The 19,607-nt window shown below is 71.4% G+C and carries 22 protein-coding genes; 6 read left to right on the top strand and 16 right to left on the bottom strand.

Going from position 1 to position 19,607, the window contains the following annotated elements; genetic code table 11:
* Positions 1–745: 745 nt before the first annotated feature.
* A complete protein-coding gene (locus WMF43_RS48410; RefSeq protein ID WP_437675673.1) occupies positions 746–1,297 on the bottom strand; it encodes a nuclear transport factor 2 family protein in 552 nt (183 codons plus the stop codon).
* Between WMF43_RS48410 and WMF43_RS48415 the strand changes: the two genes are divergently transcribed.
* A complete protein-coding gene (locus tag WMF43_RS48415; RefSeq protein ID WP_437675674.1) occupies positions 1,296–2,315 on the top strand; it encodes an AraC family transcriptional regulator in 1,020 nt (339 codons plus the stop codon). The two genes, WMF43_RS48410 and WMF43_RS48415, sit on opposite strands and share 2 nt — an antisense overlap.
* Before the next feature lie 195 nt (positions 2,316–2,510).
* On the opposite strand, the gene WMF43_RS48420 is transcribed toward WMF43_RS48415, so the two are convergent.
* The 10 genes from WMF43_RS48420 to WMF43_RS48465 form a co-directional block, all read right to left on the bottom strand.
* Positions 2,511–2,681 carry a hypothetical protein gene (locus WMF43_RS48420; protein WP_437675675.1) on the bottom strand — a complete coding sequence of 57 codons (171 nt, stop codon included), beginning with the start codon at positions 2,679–2,681 and terminating at the stop codon, positions 2,511–2,513.
* A gap of 100 nt (positions 2,682–2,781) precedes the next feature.
* Positions 2,782–3,282, bottom strand: coding sequence for an SRPBCC domain-containing protein (locus tag WMF43_RS48425; protein ID WP_437675676.1), 501 nt, complete (start codon positions 3,280–3,282; stop codon positions 2,782–2,784).
* Positions 3,283–3,345: 63 nt separating this feature from the next.
* On the bottom strand, positions 3,346–3,744 hold the full coding sequence (locus tag WMF43_RS48430; RefSeq protein ID WP_437675677.1) for an ArsR/SmtB family transcription factor: 399 nt from the start codon (positions 3,742–3,744) through the stop codon (positions 3,346–3,348).
* A 491-nt stretch (positions 3,745–4,235) separates the two neighbouring features.
* Positions 4,236–4,739 carry a hypothetical protein gene (locus WMF43_RS48435; RefSeq protein WP_437675678.1) on the bottom strand — a complete coding sequence of 168 codons (504 nt, stop codon included), beginning with the start codon at positions 4,737–4,739 and terminating at the stop codon, positions 4,236–4,238.
* Positions 4,736–5,164, bottom strand: a complete 429-nt coding sequence (locus WMF43_RS48440; protein ID WP_437675679.1) for a hypothetical protein — start codon at positions 5,162–5,164, stop codon at positions 4,736–4,738. Before WMF43_RS48440 ends, WMF43_RS48435 begins: the two co-directional genes overlap by 4 nt.
* A complete protein-coding gene (locus WMF43_RS48445; RefSeq protein WP_437675680.1) occupies positions 5,157–5,723 on the bottom strand; it encodes an RNA polymerase sigma factor in 567 nt (188 codons plus the stop codon). The genes WMF43_RS48440 and WMF43_RS48445 overlap by 8 nt, the downstream gene beginning before the upstream one ends.
* A 29-nt stretch (positions 5,724–5,752) precedes the next feature.
* A complete protein-coding gene (locus WMF43_RS48450) occupies positions 5,753–6,862 on the bottom strand; it encodes a Spy/CpxP family protein refolding chaperone (protein ID WP_437675681.1) in 1,110 nt (369 codons plus the stop codon).
* Between the two features lie 145 nt (positions 6,863–7,007).
* A complete protein-coding gene (locus tag WMF43_RS48455; RefSeq protein WP_437675682.1) occupies positions 7,008–7,499 on the bottom strand; it encodes a GreA/GreB family elongation factor in 492 nt (163 codons plus the stop codon).
* Between the two features lie 46 nt (positions 7,500–7,545).
* The gene (locus WMF43_RS48460) at positions 7,546–8,319 is read right to left on the bottom strand and encodes a DUF421 domain-containing protein (RefSeq protein ID WP_437675683.1); all 774 of its coding nucleotides are present in this window, start codon (positions 8,317–8,319) and stop codon (positions 7,546–7,548) included.
* Positions 8,316–9,038, bottom strand: a complete 723-nt coding sequence (locus WMF43_RS48465; protein WP_437675684.1) for a DUF421 domain-containing protein — start codon at positions 9,036–9,038, stop codon at positions 8,316–8,318. Before WMF43_RS48465 ends, WMF43_RS48460 begins: the two co-directional genes overlap by 4 nt.
* A 693-nt stretch (positions 9,039–9,731) precedes the next feature.
* On the opposite strand from WMF43_RS48465, the gene WMF43_RS48470 reads away from it, so the two are divergent.
* The 5 genes from WMF43_RS48470 (at position 9,732) to WMF43_RS48490 (ending at position 13,925) form a co-directional block, all read left to right on the top strand.
* Complete coding sequence (locus WMF43_RS48470; RefSeq protein ID WP_437675685.1) at positions 9,732–10,334, top strand: response regulator; 603 nt, start codon at positions 9,732–9,734, stop codon at positions 10,332–10,334.
* 45 nt (positions 10,335–10,379) lie between these two features.
* Positions 10,380–11,213, top strand: a complete 834-nt coding sequence (locus tag WMF43_RS48475; protein ID WP_437675686.1) for a sensor histidine kinase — start codon at positions 10,380–10,382, stop codon at positions 11,211–11,213.
* Between the two features lie 25 nt (positions 11,214–11,238).
* Positions 11,239–12,753, top strand: a complete 1,515-nt coding sequence (locus WMF43_RS48480; protein ID WP_437675687.1) for a sensor histidine kinase — start codon at positions 11,239–11,241, stop codon at positions 12,751–12,753.
* 15 nt (positions 12,754–12,768) lie between these two features.
* A complete protein-coding gene (locus tag WMF43_RS48485) occupies positions 12,769–13,503 on the top strand; it encodes a response regulator (protein WP_437675688.1) in 735 nt (244 codons plus the stop codon).
* A gap of 65 nt (positions 13,504–13,568) precedes the next feature.
* Positions 13,569–13,925 carry a response regulator gene (locus WMF43_RS48490; protein ID WP_437675689.1) on the top strand — a complete coding sequence of 119 codons (357 nt, stop codon included), beginning with the start codon at positions 13,569–13,571 and terminating at the stop codon, positions 13,923–13,925.
* Between the two features lie 12 nt (positions 13,926–13,937).
* Here the strand turns inward: WMF43_RS48490 and WMF43_RS48495 are convergent, their stop codons facing one another.
* The 5 genes from WMF43_RS48495 to asnB all read right to left on the bottom strand — a co-directional run bounded on the left by WMF43_RS48495 (position 13,938) and on the right by asnB (position 19,565).
* The gene (locus tag WMF43_RS48495; RefSeq protein ID WP_437675690.1) at positions 13,938–14,369 is read right to left on the bottom strand and encodes a hypothetical protein; all 432 of its coding nucleotides are present in this window, start codon (positions 14,367–14,369) and stop codon (positions 13,938–13,940) included.
* A gap of 279 nt (positions 14,370–14,648) precedes the next feature.
* Positions 14,649–15,800 carry a methionine aminotransferase gene (locus WMF43_RS48500; protein WP_437675691.1) on the bottom strand — a complete coding sequence of 384 codons (1,152 nt, stop codon included), beginning with the start codon at positions 15,798–15,800 and terminating at the stop codon, positions 14,649–14,651.
* Positions 15,801–15,851: 51 nt separating this feature from the next.
* Positions 15,852–16,688, bottom strand: coding sequence for a nicotianamine synthase family protein (locus WMF43_RS48505; RefSeq protein WP_437675692.1), 837 nt, complete (start codon positions 16,686–16,688; stop codon positions 15,852–15,854).
* Between the two features lie 13 nt (positions 16,689–16,701).
* Complete coding sequence (locus WMF43_RS48510; RefSeq protein ID WP_437675693.1) at positions 16,702–17,607, bottom strand: phytanoyl-CoA dioxygenase family protein; 906 nt, start codon at positions 17,605–17,607, stop codon at positions 16,702–16,704.
* 146 nt (positions 17,608–17,753) lie between these two features.
* On the bottom strand, positions 17,754–19,565 hold the full coding sequence (asnB, locus tag WMF43_RS48515) for an asparagine synthase (glutamine-hydrolyzing) (RefSeq protein ID WP_437675694.1): 1,812 nt from the start codon (positions 19,563–19,565) through the stop codon (positions 17,754–17,756).
* Between the last annotated feature and the right edge of the window lie 42 nt (positions 19,566–19,607).

Here is a 19,607-nt window from a genome sequence, read left to right on the forward strand (position 1 = left end):
GCCTGGATTCCGGACCGTGTCGCCGCAGTCACCGTTACGGCGCCACTGCCTGATGTTGTAGCAAGCGCGTTGAGGTAAAACGAAAAATTGCCGACGGCGCGTGTCCGAGGTATGTCATCGACGCTAACCACATCAGGATCACTGCTCGTTATGCTGGGACGACCATCCGAGCGTGGGACATCGGCGATCCCGATGCTGGCCGGAGAGTTCCCCTCGGTGCTCGATATGTGAATAGTCACATCCGTAACATCTGTTCCATGCCGCCGAAAACGCATAGTTCACCTTCATGCAGCGCAAGGCCCAAATCGACGCTTTGCTCCTGCATCACTCTCCAGACCTGTGCAAGGCCAGGGTCTCTCCGATCGCGCCTCTCCAGGGAGACGTCGCCGGCTCCGCAGCCTCGTGTTCCCGACGGAGTTCGACGCCTCCCCAGTACTCCCCGCCGCCATCCGACGCCCCCTGTCGCGAACGGATACGCGAGCCTATCGTAGGACAGCGGCAGGGGGAAGGCAGGAGCTCCGACGGTCGCGATGCTGGCGGATAATCGGAAACATGACCGTCCGTAGCGCAAGCGCCCGACCAACGCCAGCGTGATCGTCGGCGCAGCGCCGGTTACCTGTCCCCCTTCGCGACGAAGGAGGAAGCGATGGCAACGAGGGTGGAGGGGGTCGAGCGATGGCGCTAGAAGTTTCCGCCCCGCTTTTTCAGCGCGAACCGCGGCGCGCTCGGGTTCCCTGCTCAGCCGTCACCGTCGGCCGTCGACGAGGACGATTTTTGCGTACAACGTGTCGTGATACTCCTTCACGGCGACAATCTTCCCGTCTTTGAACGTGATCGCGGAATGATAAAGGTTCTCGTAGTTGCGGCCATCCGCCGTCACCGCGTGACCAGCCAATTCCACAGCGACGCGGTCGTCTTCCGCGATCAGGCCGGTGGGAACGAGTCTCAGCCCTTCTGGAAAAATCGCGTGGACGGCGTTCATCGCCTCGATGAATTCGGGCTTATTCTTGACGCCGGAAAATGGAAGATGTTCGCCCCCGGCGCTCCACCAGGCAACGTCGTCATGGATCATCGCGAATGCGCCAGCCAGATCGTTCTTGTTGACCTTTGCAAAAAACTCTTCGACAAGACGCTTGTTCGTTTGTGTCGTCATGTCCTTTTCCCTTTTGAGTGACCGACGCCAAAACAGGCGCCGCCATTGTTCTTGCAAGTGAGGTTCGAGCAGCGGGGCGATCGCGCTCGGACGGTCCTGTTCGAGCGCGGCGATGAACGCTTGGGCCTGGTCGAGGGTCGTCATGGCGTTGCCTCCCAGTGACGTCATCATGCGGCTCCGTGGCCGGACTTGCCATAACGAGGACGCCGCGATACTTTACGGATCGTACATGAAGCACCCGGGCGACCCCATCGAAGGCGTGCTGGCGCTGCTGCGTACCGAGACCGTCCTCTCGGCTCGCATCGATGCCCGCGGACCGTGGGCGCTTCGTTTCGACGCCTCCCCGCACGTGAAGTTCGGGACGATCGCACGCGGCCGCGTGATCGTGAGCTTCGAGCGCAAGCGGCCGCAGGTGCTCGAGGCCGGCGACGTCTATGTGCTGTGCAATGCTCCGTCCTACCTGGTGGCCAGCGATCTCGACGCGCCGGTGCGCCCGGCCGAGGCCCTCTTCCGGCGGGCGCCGGGAGAGGCGCTGCGCATCGGTCCGAAGCGGGGTGTGGCCGAGGTGCAAATGATCGGCGGCTACTTCAACTTCGATCCCCAGCACGCCCATTGGGTGACGAGCGTGCTGCCGCCGCTGCTGCGCATCCCGGCGACCGCGGCGGGGGCAGCGCACGAGCTGGCACGGCTGCTCGTGCGCGAGGTGAGCGAGAATCAAGCGGCGCGTGGATTCGTGCTCGACCGGATCGCGCAGCTCATCCTGGTGAGCATCTTGCGGTCGCTGGACCGCACGAAGCTGCGCAAGCGAGTGGGGTGGATCGCCGCCCTCGCCGATCCGCACATCGGCGTCGCGCTGCGGTGCATTCACCGCGACCCGGCGTCCTCGATCGTCGTGGGCGAGCTCGCGCGCGCGGCCGGGATGTCGCGCACCGCGTTCGCGGCGCGCTTCAAGGCGCTGGTGGGGAGACCGGCGTACGACTACGCGATCGCGTGGCGCATGAGCCTGGCGCGGGACGCTTTGGTCCATGATCCGGCGCGCTCCATCGGCCAGATCGCGTTCGACCTCGGGTACAAGTCCGAGAGCGCGTTCAGCACCGCCTTTCGTCGCGAGGTGGGGATGGCGCCGCGCGCCTATCGGGCGGCCGCGTCGATGCGCGCCTGACGCGCGGAACGAGGCCAGATCAGCATCGATCGTGCGTGGCCGAACCCGTCGGGCTCGCGGGGTCGAAGAAGCGGAGGTCGATCACCTGGCCCTGCTCGGGGAAGCGACGGATCGCGACCGTTCGCCCCCGCGGGACAGTCCCCGCCAGGAATTCCCAGACGGAGAGGAGCCATACCTCGGAGCTCGGGGATCGCCTCATCCAGGGGGGGCGAAGTCGCCCAAGCCGAGCTCAGCGATCTTGCGCGCGGCACGCTTGTCGTGGTGGATCTGACGGCTCGACTTGTGCCCGGTCCGATCGGAGATCCACGTCTCGGTGCGCCCGTTCGCTAGCTTGATGGTGATGAAGGTCGCGCAGGGGTCGTGCAAGCGGATATTCAGCCCGGAATACGCATCACGTGCGCCCTGCGCGACAGCGACGACCCCGAAGCCTGCTGGGGCGTCATCGTGCGTTGACGGCAGCGTTGCCCTAGCTCCGCTCGCGGAGCAGCGCGTCCAGCTGTTGATAACAGCTTTCCATGCCCTGATCCATGCCGGAAGCGAGCGCGCCGTCGCGGTCTTCCTTCGAGGCGTAGGTTTGCGTGATGCTCATCGCAGTGGCGGCGCCCTGATCGGCGAACTGGTGCTTTTCCACGAGCGAGCCAACCGTCTGGCCCGACCCCAATGCCATCGTTTCCGTGTGAACGGCGTGCTCGTGCAGGGCCACCTCCGTGAATTCGCCCCGGAGTGTCATGACCGGATTGGCTTCATCGCTCTTCCACGCCACCGAGAGCTTGCCGCCCACGCGCGCATCACACTCGCAGGTGGTCATGGTCCAGCCCGGCGGCGGCAGCATCCAGCGACGCATCCTGTCCGGAGTGAACGTGGCCTCCCACACCAGCCGACGAGGCGCGTTGAACGTGCGGGTGAGGACGATGGTGGTGTCCGTGGGGGTTGAGATTTGCAGGCCTTGGGGTGAAGTGGTGTTCATGGTGTTGTGACTCGTGACAGACGACCGAGAGGGGTCGGAATGGGTTGAGTGGCGGTGAGACGCTCAGGTCCGGCGGGCACGCGCTCGCTCCTCGGACTTCATCTCGTCGAGCAGCGAGTCCAGCGCTTCGAAGCGAGCCTCCCAGTGCTGGCGGAACGACTCGGTCCAGATCGTCGCTTCCTTGAGCGGCGCGGCCTCCAGGCGGCAGAAATGCTGCCGGCCTTCGACGCGGCGCCGGATGAGCTTGGCGTGCTCCAGCACGCGCACGTGCTTGGTGGCCGCCGGGAAAGTCATTTTCAGGGGCGCGGCCAGCTCGCTGAGGTTGCGCTCCCCGCCCGAGAGTTGCCGGATGATCGCCCGCCGGGCCGGGTGGGCCAGGGCGTGAAACACGAGGTCCAGCCGGGGCGAGTGATCTGAAACCATGCGGTTTACTATGCCAAATGGTTTCACGAGATCAACCACGAAGATCGTCCCGCGCGCACGGTCGGCGTCACTCGCCGAGAATTTCCCGCAGGTGCGAGTTGAGCAGTTTGCCCTGCGGCGCGTAGGTGAAAGAAGCCGGATTGCAGCGCGAGGAAGTGTAGCGCAGCAAACCGAAAGGGTGGGGCCGCGAGCGTCGTGATGGCTCGGTCCTGGGTCGAAACAGCGGAGCGTGGTCCGGGCGGCGCCGAGCGCGCTACGGGGCGCATCGGTGTGCCGTGGGCACACGTGTCCGTCCGGGCGTTGGTCTGGCCCGGGAGGCGCGTCGCGAGACGTTATGCGGCGTCACCGAGCGCCTTGCGGCGCACAAAACGGATCGCGACGGTTCGCCCCCGCGGAAGTGTCCCGCCAGCAATTCCTGAGGCGCGAAACCAGCCGAAGCGGCTCGGGGCTGGGACAAGCCATGTCACCTCGTCCCCGGTGACACCCGGCCACCAGCGCGCGAGGGGCCCTTCAGCGCCGCCCGGAGCCCCTCACTCGAGCGGCTCCCGCGGCCCGCGCCCGCGAGGCCCCGGCCCGTGCGGCGGCGGGCGGGGGTTTCGCCTTCGTTCCGCCTCGAGCTCCTCGTACCGGGCGCGCTGGTCCGGCGTGAGAACCGCCTTCACGCGGGCGTCGGTGCGGTCGCGGAGGGCGTCGAGCGCGGGGCGGCACTCGGAGAGGAGCTTCTCCCGCTCCGCCTCGGCCTCGGCGAGGGCGGCCCTGAGCTCGCGCACCTGGTCGTCCGTGAGGTCGAGCTGGCGGCGCATCGCCCGGAGGCGGAACTGGGCGCGCGCCTCGGTCGGAGGGCTCCGGAAGGTGTCCTCAATGTCGCGGAGGGCCGTGCCGCGGCCGATGGCCGCGCCCGCGACGCCGCCGAAGAGGAAGACGGCGGCGAGCACCGCCAGCGGCTTCCAGTGGCCGGAGGACGCCGGGGGCGCGGGGGGCGCCGGGGGCGCAGGAGGTGCAGGGGGCGCGGGGGACGCCGGCGGCGGGGTCATTCGCTGGCCTCGAGGGTGTCCACCGAGGCCATGATCGCGGTGTCGAACTGGCGCTGGCTCTGGAAAGAGAACGCGACGCTCGCGGCCGCCGCCAGCGCGGTGAGCACGACGGCGGCGCGGCCGGCGCGGACGATGCCGTCCGCCACCGCGGGGCGCGCGGGCGCGGGCAGCGGAGCGGCCCGGACGGCGCGCAGCACGGCGTCGGTGAAGCCGGCGTCCGGCGCGAGGCCCTTGGTCGCGCGGGCGAGGCGGGCGACCTCGGCGAACGGATCGCCTGCCGGCGCGGCGGCGCGCTCGCCTGCCGGCGCGGCGGCGCGCATCACGGCGTCGGTGAAGCGGTCGTCGGCGTCGAGGCGAGCCGTCGCGGCCGCGAGGCGCGCGAGGTCCCGATCGAGCGCGGTCCGGTCGTCGTCGCGGTCAGGCACTGGGCGCCTCCTTCTCGAGCTGCCGCGCGCGGAGCGCTGCGCGGGCGCGCACCAAACGTTGCTCGACCGCGCCCTCGGAGCAACCGAGGGCGAGGGCCGCCTCCTTCGCGGGCAGCCCCTCGACGGCGACGAGGACGAGCGCGGCGCGCTCCTGCGGCGGCAGCGCGGCGAGCAGGGCGTCGAGCTCGCGCAGCGCGACGCGCGCCTCCGCGGAGACGAGGCCGTCGAAGCGCGGCTCGGCCGGCGCCTCGCGCGGGGTGTCGCGGCGGCGGCGCAGGGCGTCGAGGCAGGCGTTCGTCACGATGCGGTACAGCCAGGTCTCCACCTTCGATCTCCCGTCGTAGCGCCCCTCCCGCAGGGCGCGGTAGGCGTCGACGAACGCCTCCTGCAGGGCGTCCTCGGCCTCCGCGAGGTCGCCGACGAGGCGCGCGGCGAGCCGGTACATCGGCGCGCGCGTGTGCTCGACGATCTGGCGGAAGGCCGCGTCATCGCCCCCGGCGACGCGCGCTGCGACGAGCCTCAGGTCGACGGTCACGAGCCACCGCGATTCTGCGCCCATCGCATCGCGCGCGCCACCGGGCCCTTCGCTCAGCGGCGCTCGGGGCCGCGCTCGCCGCGGCCGGGGCCGTGGTCGCCGCGCTCGCCGCGGCCGGGGCCGCGCTCGAACCTGCCGGCCGCCGGGCCCTTCTCGAGCCGGTCGGCGAGCGCGTTGCGCTGCGCCTGGTCGAGGACCGGGACGATCGCAGCCAGCGCGTCGACCATGCGGCCCTGGTGGGCCCGAGGCCCGTGCTTGCCGTCCGCCGCGGGCAGAAAGGCGTTCGCGTCGAAGCGGTCCTCCGCGAACTTCTCGAGGCGCGCGCGCATCTCGGCGCGCTTCGCCGCGAAGTCCGCCTTCCAGGCCTCCCGGTCGGCCTCGCTCGGCCGCGTTCCCTCCAGCGCCTTCTCGATCTGCGCGCGCTGGTCGTCGCGCAGGTCGATCCCGCGGAGGAGGTGGCCGAGCGGCCCGCCCTTCATGCCGGGGCCGCCCATGGCGGCGCGGTCGCCGCGGGGCCCGCGCTCGCCCTTGCCGTCCCAGGGCCCCCGCTCGCCCTTCTCGCCGCGCGGGCCGCGCTCGCCCTTGCCGCCCCAGGGCCCCCGCTCACCCTCCTCGCCCCGCGCGTCCATCTTCGCCGCGACGGCGTCGACGAGGGCCCGGCGCTGCTCCTTGGTCAACGTGGCGTGCAGCGTGCTCAGCGCCCCGGCGACGCGCGCGCGGTGCTCCTCGCCCCCGCGGCCCCCCTCGGCGAGCTTCGCCTCGATCGCGGCCCGATCGATCTTGCCCGCCCGCACGCCGTCGGCGAGCGCCGCGAACGGCGCCGGATCCATCGGGTGGTCCTTCGCGCCGTCGCGCAGACCGTCGAGCGCGCCCTCGATCGTCGCCTTCTGCGCGTCCGAGAGCTCGATCTCGTGGAGCGCCGCGCGCAGCAGGCGCTCGGGGCCGTGCGCGCCGCCCGGGCGGCCGTGGAAGCCGTTCCGGTGGCCGCGAGGCCCGGCGGCCCGGTCGTCCGTCGACGGTCCCTGCGCGAGCGCCGCCTCGGCGGCCTCATCGCTCGGCGACGTGTCGCCCTGACCCGTCTCCGCGGTGCAACCGACCGCGCCGACGAGCGCGCCGACGAGCGGCAAAATCCCACCAAGCCTCCACCAACGAGACTGCATCATGGACTCTTCTCCCTGGGTCGCCCGCGTCGAGCCGAGCGGGTCGTTCATCCCTGGGACGTGGCGAGAGAGGAGCTCCCTACGAACGAACGATCTTTTTTCGGTCGTGTGGTGGTCCGGCCGGAGGAGGCGCGGCCGGCGCCCGGACTCACTGCACGCCGGTGATGAGGTAGCTGCGTGTGCCCTGCGGCGTCGTGACCTCGGCCTCGTCGCCCTCGGACAGGCCCAGCAGGGCCGCCCCGAGCGGGCTCGTCGTGGCGATGGTTTGCAGCGAGACCCCCTGGAACTGCAGGCGCTCCCCGCCGGCGGCCGGCAGCAGGAAGTAGAGCGCGCGCCGATCCCCGCTCTCCAGCTCCACCAGCGCCGAGCTCGCGATGGTGTCGTCCGGGCCGAAGTCGCGCACGCTCAGGGCGCCGAGCTTGGCGAGCGCCTGCTCGAGCTGGTGCACACGCTCGGTGTGACCCCGCGCCACGTACGACGCCTCGGTGGCGCGCATGTCCTTGTCGCCCTCGGCGCGGTTCTCCTCGTGCGTCGCCGCGTCGGCGGCGTCGCGCGCCCGCTCCGTCGAGCGCTCCAGCTCGCGGGCGAGCTGATCCTTGATGGTCGCGAGCAACGCGCGCTTGTCGATGGCCGGCGGCATGGACACGCACACCCTACCAGACCGGATCGCGACGGTCACCCGGCCCTCAGCCGCCGGCGTTGCTCGAAACGACCGGTTTTTCCCTGGAGCGGTGACCGTCGCCCCGCTGCGGTCGAGCCTGCTGCTTGGGCGGACCGCCGACCGCGCGCACCCACGCCGAGCCCCCGCAGCGGTCGCACGCGGGCGGCTCCTCCCCGCGCCTCACGACGAGCCCGCAGCCCTCGCACGCCCGGACGCCCGTCGCCTCCGGCTGCGCGCGGTGGGCGTCCCCGTCCCACGCGGGCAGGAGCGAGAGCCCGGGCCGATCCTCCTGCGCCTTGAGGGTCGTGAAGGACCCGTTCGCCTCCAGGTGCAGGCGATCCACCTGGCCGAGGTGCTCGAGGCCCTGGGAGCGCAGCTGGGCAAAGACGCGATCGCGCGTGAGCAGCGACGACGCGATCGCGCGGTGGTCCAGGCAGCCGTCGGCGATGAGCGTCGCGACGTTGCCCTGCGTGATCTGCTCGAACCGGCGGTAACGCGCCGCGAGGCTCGCCAGCCCGCGCTGCATGCCCACCACGAGCAGCGCCACGAGCGCCGCCGGGAGCAGCCCGCGATCCGGCGCCTGCATCGCCGGGCCGATCGCCGCGGCCAGCGAGACGAGCGCGGCGAGCTCGTTGCGGCTCATCTGCTTGGCCATCCGCCGGCCCATCAGCCGCATCGAGACGACCAGGATGAGGTAGATGAAGACGACGCGGACGAGGACCTCGATCGCGAAGGACCACGGCGTCTCCCCGCGCAGCATCCGCTCGAGATCGAAGAGGCGGAGCTCTTCAGGTTTCATCCCTTCTTCTCCTTCTCGCCCGCGGCGGAAGCGCCCTTGCGGCCGATCACCGCCGTGGTCCACTCGCGGCGGCCGCAGCGCGGGCACGCGGCGCCCCTCGACGCCTGCTCGCTCGTGTTGCCGCAGGTCACACACGCCATCCGCGACCGGTCGTGCTCCAGGAGATCGCGGTCGATCGGGCGGAGGACCGAGAGCCCGGGCCGCGGCTTCGGCGCGCGCAGGACGCTGAAGAGGCCGCACGCCTCCAGGTAGACCCGCGTCACCTGCCCGAGCTGCTCCACCCCCTTGCCGCGCAGCACGGCGAACAGCTGCTCGCGCGAGAGCGCGGCCCCGGCGAGCTCGTCGAGCAGCATCACCCCGTCGCGCGCGAGCACCGTGGCGCGCCCCTGCGAGAGCAGCTCCACCCTCGGCGACCGCATGCTCCACCAGCTGAGGCCGTGATGGAGCGCCATGATGGCGACGAGGAGCAGCACGCCGGCCACGAGGCCGCGGTCGTGGGCCAGGAAGGGCACCGACACGATCGCGCCGAGCGAGAGCATGACGCCCATCTCGAGGATCGTGATCTGCCCGGACATCCGCTTGCCGAGCAGCCGCACGATCACGAGCAGGCACAGGTAGACCACCACGGTCCGGACCAGGATCTCCAGCAGGAACGCGGCCGGCGTCTGCCCGAGGAGGATGCGCTTCACGTCCCAGGGGACGATCTCTTCTTCTTTCATTTCATCCAGCAGGCCTTCCGCGGTGAGCGCGCCGTCGGGCGCTCACGAAAATGCGCAAGCATCTTCGCAGGTTGGATCTCGGCGGGAGCATTCCCGAACCAGCACGCGTCGTGCCTCTGCCGGCGCGACGCCTGCGACCCCAGGAGCCTCGCGGAAGTGTGTCGCCGCGCCGCACACCTCCAGCGCAGTGAGGCGCAACGCCTCGCCTCGGGCTCACGGCCAGCGGCCGGCGTCGCGCCGGCCGAGCGAGCGCGCCTGCGGCCTCGGATCCACCGGCCCGCTCCGGCGCCGCCGTGGGCACCTGAGCTGCTCTCGTATCCGACAGCGGCCATCCACAAGCCGCCGACCGCTCCACTGTAAACGATCACCCCGATGCGAGGCCGACGTGAGAGCAAGGTGACTCGACTGTTTCAAAACGGTGAACGAAATCGCTGAGATGGCTCTTGCTCGCGCCGGGACGAAATCTTCGCGAACCAGCTTTACGAAAGCGACCTTTGTGGTGTAGATTCGTAATCTGCCACATGCAGTTGTTTCGAGTTGACATGCTTCGATCCACCGCGCGGAGCGGCCACAGCGCGCCGCTCGGGCCCAGTGAGCGAACCGGACGCGCGGACAGGACATGAAACGAGCGGCCCTGTCGTCGCCCTCGAGGGTAACCCCTCGAGCCGCGCCCGTGCCCGCGCGAGGCGCGCCGTGAGCCCGCACGCCCAGGAGAGGTTGCGTGTGCTCGTCGTCGACGACGAGCAGCGGATGCTGGACAGCCTCGCGGCCATCCTCGAGGACGACGTCGAGGTCGTCACCAGCAGATCCGCCGAGCGGGCGCTCCAGATGCTCGAGACAGACCTCTTCCACGTGGTCTGCTCCGACTTCAAGATGCCGGGGATGAACGGCGAGGAGCTCCTCCGGCGGGTCAACGCGCTGCCGTCCTATACGAGCTGCCTGCTGATCACCGGAGCAGACGAGTACATCCGCTCGAGCGAGGGCGGGCGGCATTACGTCATCCTCAAGCCGTTCGAGCCCGCCCGGATAACGAGGCTCGTCCTGGAGCTCGCCCGCCTCGCCCACATGAAGCGGGCTGTCCACTCCCTCGCGAGCTCTCCCGCGGCGCGCGACACCCTCGCGCCCGCCTCGCCGAGGAGCGCGCCGTCCTACCGGCCGCCGGATCCCAGGGAGGCGCCGGAGCCGTCGCGGCGCAGCGCGACGAGCTCGTATCCGCCGCCGTCCTCTCGCACGGCCAGCCTCGTGCGGCCGGGGAGGCTCGGCGATCTCGGGCTCCCCGGCCGAACCGGGAAGTGACGGCCAGGCGAGGCCGGAAGCGCGCCGCGCCGCGGAGGACTTACGATGATGAGCCGGGACCCGCTCGGCGCGGCAGAGCAGGCCGCGACGGCCGAGGAGATCGTGGCGACGCTGCGCCACGACCTGCGCAACTGCTTCGGGACGATCCGCAATGCGGCGTTCTTTCTCAAGCGCAAGATCGCCCGGGAGCAAGCCTTTCGGGACGACCCCCGGGTGGAGCAGTTCATCCACGTCATCGACGACGAGGCGGTGGCGGCGAGCGCGCTCGTCGACGACGTCGCCCAGTCCCGGATACCCGCCCTGCGCCGGCCGGTGAGCGCGAGCGCCCGCGCGTGTGTCCACACGGCGGCGGCGTGCGCGCGCATCGCCGAGCCCGGGATCCGCGTGGACGTCGACGCGGCGGACGGCACGGTCGAGCTCGACCCAGCCGAGCTCGCCCTGGCCGTGCGGTGCCTCGTCGAGAACGCGGCGGAGTCGATGGCCGGCGGCGGCGTGGTCACCTTGCGCGGCAGCGTGGTCGACGCGCGGTACCGCATCGAGGTTGGCGACACCGGGGCGGGCGTCCCGGAGGCGGACCGGGAGGTGATCACCCGGCCGTTCTACACGACCAAGCCCGGCCGCCTCGGCCTCGGGCTGAACATCGCCGCGCGGGTGGCCCGCCGGTACTTCGGGACGCTCTCCATCGAGCGCGGCGCGCCCTGCGGCACGCGGGCCTGCATCGAGCTGCCCCTCGGACCACAACGCGACCCGGGCGGGCCCGGCGACCCCGGCGCGGGCGGCTCCGGCGATCCCGGCGCGGACGGGCCCGGCGATCCCGGCGCGGACGGGCCCGGCGATCCCGGCGCAGGCGGGCCCGCCGGGCTGGAGCCGCCGCCTTGACCGCGGGCGCGCAGGCGGCGGCTCTATGAGCATCCGGACCGCGCTCGGGCTGATCTTCGCCGTGGCCGCGGCCGCGGTCCTGCTCGCCACCGGGGCGCTCTACGTGACGTCCGCGAGGATGACGCTGCTCCAGCGGCGCTCCGAGCTGGCCTACGAGGCGCTCACCCGGCACATCACGCTCGCCGACCACGCCAGCCGCTACATGCGGGAAGCGGCCGAGATCTCCCTCGGCGGCGGCGACACCGAGGAGCTGCGCCACTGGGCCGGCCTCGTGGGGCGTGACCTTTCCGCGGTGGAGGCGCTCCAGCGCGCCTGGATCGAGGACGAGCGCCTCCGCGAGGACGCGCGCGAGCAGCAGGAGGAGGACGAGCGCCTGCGCCGCATGCGCGCGACCTTCGCGCGGGTCGCCGGGGACGTCGACGAGGTGACGCGCATGGCGGGCGCCGCGGAGCCGGGCGCCAGCCGGACGTTCCGGGAGCGCCCCGAGGCAGAGTACGAGCGGGGGTTCGTCCCCGAGATCGACGCGGCCATCGCCGACGCGCGGCGGGACGTTGCGCGGAGCGTGAGCGAGGCGGGCCGCGCCGGCGAGCAGATCAGGACGGCGGGCGTCGCCCTGATGACCGCGGCGCTCGCGATCCTCCTCGTGCTGCTCGGCGGCCTCTTGCGCTCGATGGCGCGCGGGTTCCGCGCCCTCACCGAGGGCGCGCGGCGCATCGCCGGGGGCGACCTCGCGTGGCGCGTGCCCGACCTGGGCGCGCACGAGCTCGGGCGCATGGGCGCCGCGCTCGGCCACATGGCCGAGAGCCTGCGCGAGGCCCAGGAGTCCAGGGTGCGGGTCGAGAAGCTCGCCGCGATCGGGCAGCTCGCGGCGAGCATCGGCCACGAGCTCCGCAACCCGCTCGGCGCGATCCGGAACGCGACCCACTACCTGAAGCGGCGCCTCGGCGGCACCGAGCTCGGCGCGGACCCGCGCGTCGCGCAGTTCCTCGCGCTCATGGAGAAGGAGATCCAGGCGTGCACGCGGATCATCGGCGATCTGCTCGACTTCGCGCGCGAGCGGAAGCCGCGCCGCGCCGCGTGCCCGCTCGGGCCGCTCGTGGACGACGCCTTCTCCGTCGTCCAGGCGCCGGCGCACGTCCGCCTCGTGAACCAGGTGCCCGCCGACCTGCCCGTGCCGAGCCTCGACAAGGACCAGTTCCGGCAGGTGCTCGTGAACCTGATCCAGAACGCGGCCGACGCGATCCCGGCCGATCGCGAGGGGCGGGTGGGTGTGGCTGCGCGGGCGTGGGAGGACGAGGTGGTCCTGTCCGTGGCCGACAACGGCGCCGGGATCCCGAAGGAGAACCTGGCGAGGATCTTCGAGCCGCTCTTCAGCACGAAGCTGAAGGGGACCGGGCTCGGGCTCGCGATCAGCGCCGGCATCGTCCGGATGCACGGCGGGACGCTCGAGGTGGAGAGCGAGCCCGGGGAGGGCACGACCTTCCTCATCCGGCTGCCGCGCGGCGCGGGACCGGACGTAGACTCGAGCGGGCGAGGGTGACGAGGGAGAGGGAGCATGGAGACGACCAGACGGGTGCTCGTGGTGGACGACGAGGAGGGGATGCGCGCCACGCTCGCCGCGAACCTCGAGCTGGAAGGGTACGAGGTCGCCGAGGCGCGGGACGGCGCGCACGCGCTCGAGCTCGTGCGGCAGCAGCGCTTCGCGCTCGTGATCAGCGACGTGAGGATGCCCGGCCTCAACGGGGTCGAGACGTTCCGGGAGATGAAGCGGATCCAGCCGGAGCTCACCGTCGTGCTGATGACGGCGTTCGCGCTCGAGCAGCTCGTCGAGGAAGGGATCAGCGAGGGCGTGTACGCGGTCATTCACAAGCCGTTCTCGATGGAGCACCTCGTGCGGATGGTCGGGCGGGCCCTCGGGCCGCGCGCCGTGCTGGTGGTGGACGATCTGCCCGACGTGGCGGAGGCGATCGTGGCGGGGCTGCGCGAGGCCGGGCTGCGCGCCGAGGCCGTCTACGACGGGCACACGGCGATCCGGCGCGCGCGCGAGGAGGCGGTCGACGTGTGCGTGCTCGACCTCGTGATGCCGTCGCTCGACGGCGTGAAGACGTACGAGCAGCTCCGGCGGCTCAGCAGCGAGATCCGGGTGATCGGGATGACCGGCCACGCGGGGTCGGAGATGATCCACGCGTTCACGCGGCGGGGCGGGTACACCTGCCTGCGCAAGCCGTTCGAGGTGCGCGACCTGGTGCTCGCGATCGCGCGCGCCCGGAGCGATCCCGGGGCGTGTTGAGGGCCGCGGCGGGCGCGGCGCCCTGACGCGGCGAGACCAGGGCTCGGAGGCAGGCGGAGGACCGGATGGGGAACGCGGTGTTGCTCGTGGACGACGACGAATCGTCGCGGTTCGTGCTCGCGGCGCTGCTCGAGGACGAGGGGTTTCAGGTCGACGTCGCCGGCTCGTTCGCCGCGGCCGGCGAGGCCCTCGCGGCCGGGGGAGCGCGGTACGACCTCGTGCTGCTCGACCAGAACCTCGGCGACGGCCGCGGCACCGATCTGCTGCCGGCGGTGCGGGCGCGCCTGCCCGGGGCGCGGGTGGCGCTGCTCAGCGGCAGCGGCGGCGAGGACCTCGACGGCGCGCCGCCGCCGGACGTGGTGCTCGCCAAGGGGATCGACTTCCCCGCGCTGCTCGACGCGCTCCGGGGGCTGCTCCGCTGAGCCGGGCGCGCGCTACGGCACGTCGCGCCGGTCGATGGGGCGCGCGGGCGAGCCGGGCTCCACGCAGTCGCAGACCTCACAGCCGTTCCTGTCCGTCACGCAGCGCTCGTCGTTGCCGAGGCACATGAGCGGCTTGTACTGGGTCGGACAGTCGCCGCTGGGGGCCATGGCGCCCGGCCGACCAGCGGGGCCGCAGCCGAGCGAGCAGGCCGCGGCGAGCGCGCCGAGCAGGACGAGCAGCATGTCGGAGCGGGCGGCGCGCGCGGTCACGCTGCGCTGCGCGGGAGAAGGGCTGAGGCGGGCTTCTCCGGCCGCGGCGGCGCCGCGCGGGGCAGCGGGGCCGGCGGGCCGCTCCCGCTCGTGGCGTGAGGAGGAGAGCGCTTCGAAGCGCGCCAGCGCGGGGCCTTCCAGCGCGCTTGTCTGTGCCTGCTTCGTCCTGCGCATAAGCTACCGATTCCCGTGCTGCGTTCCGTCGCGCGGGGAGCTCTCGCGAGCATCCAGCCTGCTCGACGATAGGCTTGTCCCGCGTCGCTGGCAAGCCGGAGGGACTCGACGGCCCCGTCGTGTGGTGTCGTCGCGCCCTATCGACGCCGCCGAGCGAGCCGGTCATCGCGCGAGGGTGGTCAGGCCGTAATAATGAAACGACTTCCGGGGCAGGTCCTCGGCGGCGCTCCGCGTCGCCAGCGGTGGCCGCGCTGGCGCTCTGCCCGACCGCGGCGCCCCTCAGACCCGGCGCAGCCGCTCCGCCGCCGCCTCGAGCGTCTCGTCCCGCTTGGCGAAGCAGAACCGCAGGACGGGCCCGGGCTCCACCCCCTCGAGGAACGCGGAGGTGGGGATCGAGGCGACGCCGTGCTCGCGGATGAGGCGCAGCGCGAAGTCGGTGTCTCGCTCGGTGGTGATCGCCGAGGTATCGAGCAGCTGGAAATACGTGCCCTCACACGGCAGCGGGCGGAACCGCGAGCCCTCGATGAGCTTCAGGAACCGGTCGCGCTTCGCCTGGTAAAAGGGCGCGAGATCGGCGGGCAGCGGCTCGCGCGTCACGACCTCGGCATACGTGAGCTGGATGGCCGCGTTCACCGCGAAGGTCACGAACTGGTGCACCCGCTGGATCTCCGCCGAGAGCGCCCGCGGCGCCGCGCAATAACCCACCTTCCAGCCGGTCGTGTGGTACGTCTTCCCGAAGGAGCTGATGACGACGGAGCGGTCCGAGAGCTCCGGATACCGGGCGAGGCTCTCGTGCCGGCGCCCGTCGAAGAGGATGTGCTCGTACACCTCGTCGCCGACGACGATGACGTCCCGCCCGTCCAGGACCCGCGCGAGCTCGCGCAGGTCGTCCGCCGACAGCGCCGTGCCGGTCGGGTTGTGCGGCGAGTTGATGATCAGGAGCCGCGTCCGGGGCGTGAGCGCGCGCCGCACCTCGTCCCAGTCGACGCGGTAGTCCGGGAAACGGAGCGTGACGAACACCGGGGTGCCGCCGTTCAGCCGCACGGCCGGCGCGTACGAGTCGTAACAAGGCTGGAACAGGATGACCTCGTCCCCGGGCCGGACGAACGCGGTGATCGTGCTGAAGAGCCCCTCGGTCGCGCCCGATGTGATCGTGATCTCGGTCGCCGGGTCGTAGCGGCGGCCGTAGAGCCGCTCGATCTTCATGGCCAGCGCCTCGCGCAGGGCCAGCACGCCCTGCATGGGGGCATACTGGTTGTGGCCGGCGCGCATGTGGCGGGCGACGGCCTCGACGAGCTCCGGCGCGCAGTCGAAATCGGGGAAGCCCTGCGACAGGTTGATGGCGCCGTGCTCGTTCGCGAGGCGCGTCATCACGGTGAAGATGCTGACGCCGGTCGACGGCAGCTTCGAGGGGAGCGCGGGGGTGGTCATGGTGGGTCTCTCGGCCGGTCCTGACGGCCGGGACTCTACCACGATACCGCTTCAGCCGGCGATCCGGCCACGCTCCGGCCGCTCGGCGATGATCACCGAGTTGATCACCTCGTCGTGCGGATGGATCTCCAGGAGCGGCTCGAACGGCGCCATTCCATGGATGTCGACCTCGGGGTAGAGCAGCGCGCGCAGGCGCTGCGAGCTGCGGACGAGGAGCAGCGCGCCCGGGCGCATCGCGCCGTGGAGGTGGCGGAGCAGGCGGCCCTTCTCGCGCCGGTTCATGCCGACGAGCGCGGCGAGGAACACGCAGTCGAACTCGGAGAGGTCGGAGCAGGACAGGGCGTCGGCGCAGAGGAACTCGAGCCTGTCCGACAGCCCGAGCCGCCGCGCGAGCGTGCGCGCGGCGGCGCACGCCTCCTCGTCCACGTCGATGTTGCTGACCGGGAGGCCGTGGCGCCCCGCGAGCAGGATCGAGGTGAAGGGCAGCGGCCCGGAGCCGACGAACAGCACGCGCCGCGGCAGCTCGTCGCGCACGCCCCTCAGGCTGGAGAGCTCGAGCCGGGTCAGCTTCTCGTAGTTCGCGGCGTACGGGAAGCTCCGGAGCTCGGCCGCCGGGTCGTCCGCGGCGGCGATGCGCCGCGCCCAGTGGCGCTCCAGCTCGAACTCGCCGCGCGAGCAGACGCGCCACAGGCCCTCGCGGATCTCGCGCACGACCGGATCTCCGAGCACCTCGTCGACCTCCCCCCGCGAGCGAGACATGGAGATGCTCACGAGCTCGCCGAACAGGTGGTTTACCCGCTGGCTCGGCTCGAGGGAGCCCATGCTCGCGAGCTCGTTGTAGATGCGGTGAATGCGCGTCGAAAGCGAAGTGTCAGCGACCGTGTTCATGATGGCCTCCAGATCAGCGGAGCCGCTCGTCAGGATCGGTGTGCCAGGGGAGGGGCGGGACGCTCCCCTCGTACGCGGGCGGGAGCAGGGCGCGGAGCCGCGCCGCGACGTCGCCCGGGAGGCCCGGCGGCACGTACGGCAGCCGGTCATCCACCCCCGCCCGCAGCGTGTACCGGGCGCGGACGCACTCGGGGAGATCGCGACAGGACGGGGCGTACCAGAGGCTCAGCGCGGTGCGCTCCTCGCCGCTGTCGTTCGCGTGCGTGGCGTGCAGCAGGCGGACGTCGACGACCACCAGATCGCCCGCCTTGACCGGGAGCGAGACCTCGTCGGGATAGCTCTGGAAGACGGGCGAGCTCGGGTCGCGCATGCGCTCGAGGTCCGGAATGTTGGCGCCGCGCAGCGGCTCATGCAGGGCGTGGCGCCTCCTGTGGCTGCCCGGGATGACGCGGAGACAGCCGTTGTGGGGCGTCGTGTCGACGAGGTAATAGATGAGGATCAGCTCGTGCGGCGCCGGCTCGTACGCGACCGGGTGATTCCAGTTGATGCAGTCCTGGTGCCAGAAGGTCCGCGGCGTCCCCGGCAGCTTGTTGAAGACGATGCCGTGCTCGTAACGTGGCTCGTCGCACCCGAGGCGGCGGAGCGCGGCGAGGGCCCGCGCGTGCCCGATGAGATCGACGAACCCCGGCTCTCGCAGGATGTCGAACAGGCTGCCGATGGCGACGTGCCTCTCCTGGTACTCCCTGTCCTCTTGCGGCGCGAGGATCCGCCGCGCGAGCGCGCGGTAACGGCGCACCTCGTCGAGGTCGAGGACGCCGCGGATCACGGTGTATCCGTCCGAGAGGAGGCGATCCCGCTCGGTCAGCGGCGGGGGCGGCTCCGGCAGACGGCTGGCGTGCGGCTCATTCATCACATCCATAAGGATTCCCTCCTCGGGCGGCGCGCCCCGGCAGGCCCCTTATGTGATTTCAGAAACACAAAGTCAATTGCAAATGAGTTGCGATTGCGTCGCGAGGGATCGGCGCCTGGCCTGTCGTTTCTCGTGCGCCGCGGGCCGGCCCTGGATCAGGGGGTCCGCGACGGGGCCAGGTGCGGCGCCTGGCGCCGGAGGATGCCCTCCGCCGTGTACAGGCGCGAGAACAGGTTGCGTGTGGCCGGATCCGGATCCTCCCAGAGCCTCCTGAGATAGCCCTGGTCGATGAGGCCTGCGCCGCTCAGCACGCACCCCTGGTCGAAGAGGATGGCCGCCCTCTCCATGAACGGCCGCGAGAGCCACATCTCGGCGGGGATGGGGAAGCCTTGCTTCTTGCGCGAGGTGATGACCGGCGGGACGAGATCCGCGAGGGCCTGCTTGTAGATCCCCTTCTCGTGGCCATCGAGCTGCTTCAGCTTGCTCTGGAAATCGAAGGCGCTGCGGACGAGCCCCCTGCTCGCGAGGGGCGAGCGCGCCTCGACGCTGTGGCGCATGCTGAGGAGATCCATCTGCCGGAACTCATAGACGGCGAGCCGGCCGTGGAAGTGCAGGAGCTGCACGGCCTGCAGGCTGTCGAGCGGCCAGTCGCCGTAGAGCGAGAGGATCTCACGGTACTTGCCGGTCGTCAGGCGCTCGGCGTCGTGGCGGGGCATGAGCCGCCTCATGTCGGCCGTCCCGGACCAGCAGAACGCCGCGTAGTAGCGCTCGGGGAGCTCGGCGAGGGGCACGTCCGCCATCGCCCGGCCGTAGGAGTAGCCGTCGAAGATCTCGTCGGGCCCGCTGCCGGAGAAGATGACACGCGTCTCCCGCCCTGCCTCCTCGAAGAGCCGGAGGAGGCAGGGCGCCTCCTGGGAGCCCAGCGGCTCGCCGGCGGTCTCGATCCACCGGTCGAGGTACACGCAGTAGTCGGTGTCCGACAGGGCGATCTCGGTGTGCTGCGTGGCGAGCTCCCGAGAAAGCTCCCGGGAGTACGCGAACTCGTCGAAGACGCTGGTGCTGCGCGGGAGGAGCTGACCCGTCGGGCGAAAGCCGATCGAGAACGTCCTCATGGGCAGGCCTGCGCGGCGCGCGGCGACGAGGACCGCCGTCGAGTCGATCCCGCCGCTCAGGAGGAGGCCATAGGGGACCTCCAGGTCGAACGTCCTGCGGCAACCGTCGACGACAGCGTCCCTGATCTCCTGCTTGATCGCAGGGACGTCGGTCCTCGACAGGTCCCCGCGCGGGATCGTGTAGAAGCGCCCCGTCCGCTGCCGCTCGGGCGACCTGGTCAGCCAGGTGCCGGACTCGAGCTTGCGGATCTGCCGGACGTGCGTCGCGCCGCCGAGGATGAAGCGATGTGCGGTGAACTCCGCGAGGCCGTCGAGGTCCCAGTCCTTCCTGCGGTACGGGTCCTTGATGAGCGGGTCGATCTCCGAGGCGAAGACCAGGGCGTCGTCGTCCTCCCACAGGTAGACGGTCTTCTGCCCGGTGGGGTCACAGGCGATGAGGGCGGTCTGGCTCGCGCTGTCGAAGAGGGCGAAGGCGAACATGCCCTCGAGCCGCTCCAGGCAGGCGAGCCCCCAGGCCTCGTAGGCCGCGAGGATGACCTCGGTGTCCGAGGCGGTCCGGAACGGGAAGCGCGGAAGCCGCGCGCGCAGCTCGCGGTGGTTGTAGATCTCGCCGTTGTAGACGATGGCGAGGCGCTTATCGGCCGAGGTGAGCGGCATGTCCGCGCCCGTGTTCCCCGCGTCGGTGATGCGCAGCCGGTTGCTGCCGAGCAGGGCCCAGGGCGCGCATTGCAGGGCGCCCCGCGCGTCGGGCCCGCGGTGGTGCATGGCGTCGAGGAGCAACGCCATCTCGTCGCGCTGCGCGTCGGTGATGGCCCCGTTCGTGGGTTTGTTGAAGATGCCGGCGATCGAGCACATCGAGCACGCTCCTGGAGGTGGAGGGGACGGCGGCCCGCGCGG

It is taken from the genome of Sorangium sp. So ce131, from assembly GCF_051519095.1.
Lineage (GTDB): Bacteria > Myxococcota_A > Polyangia > Polyangiales > Polyangiaceae > Sorangium.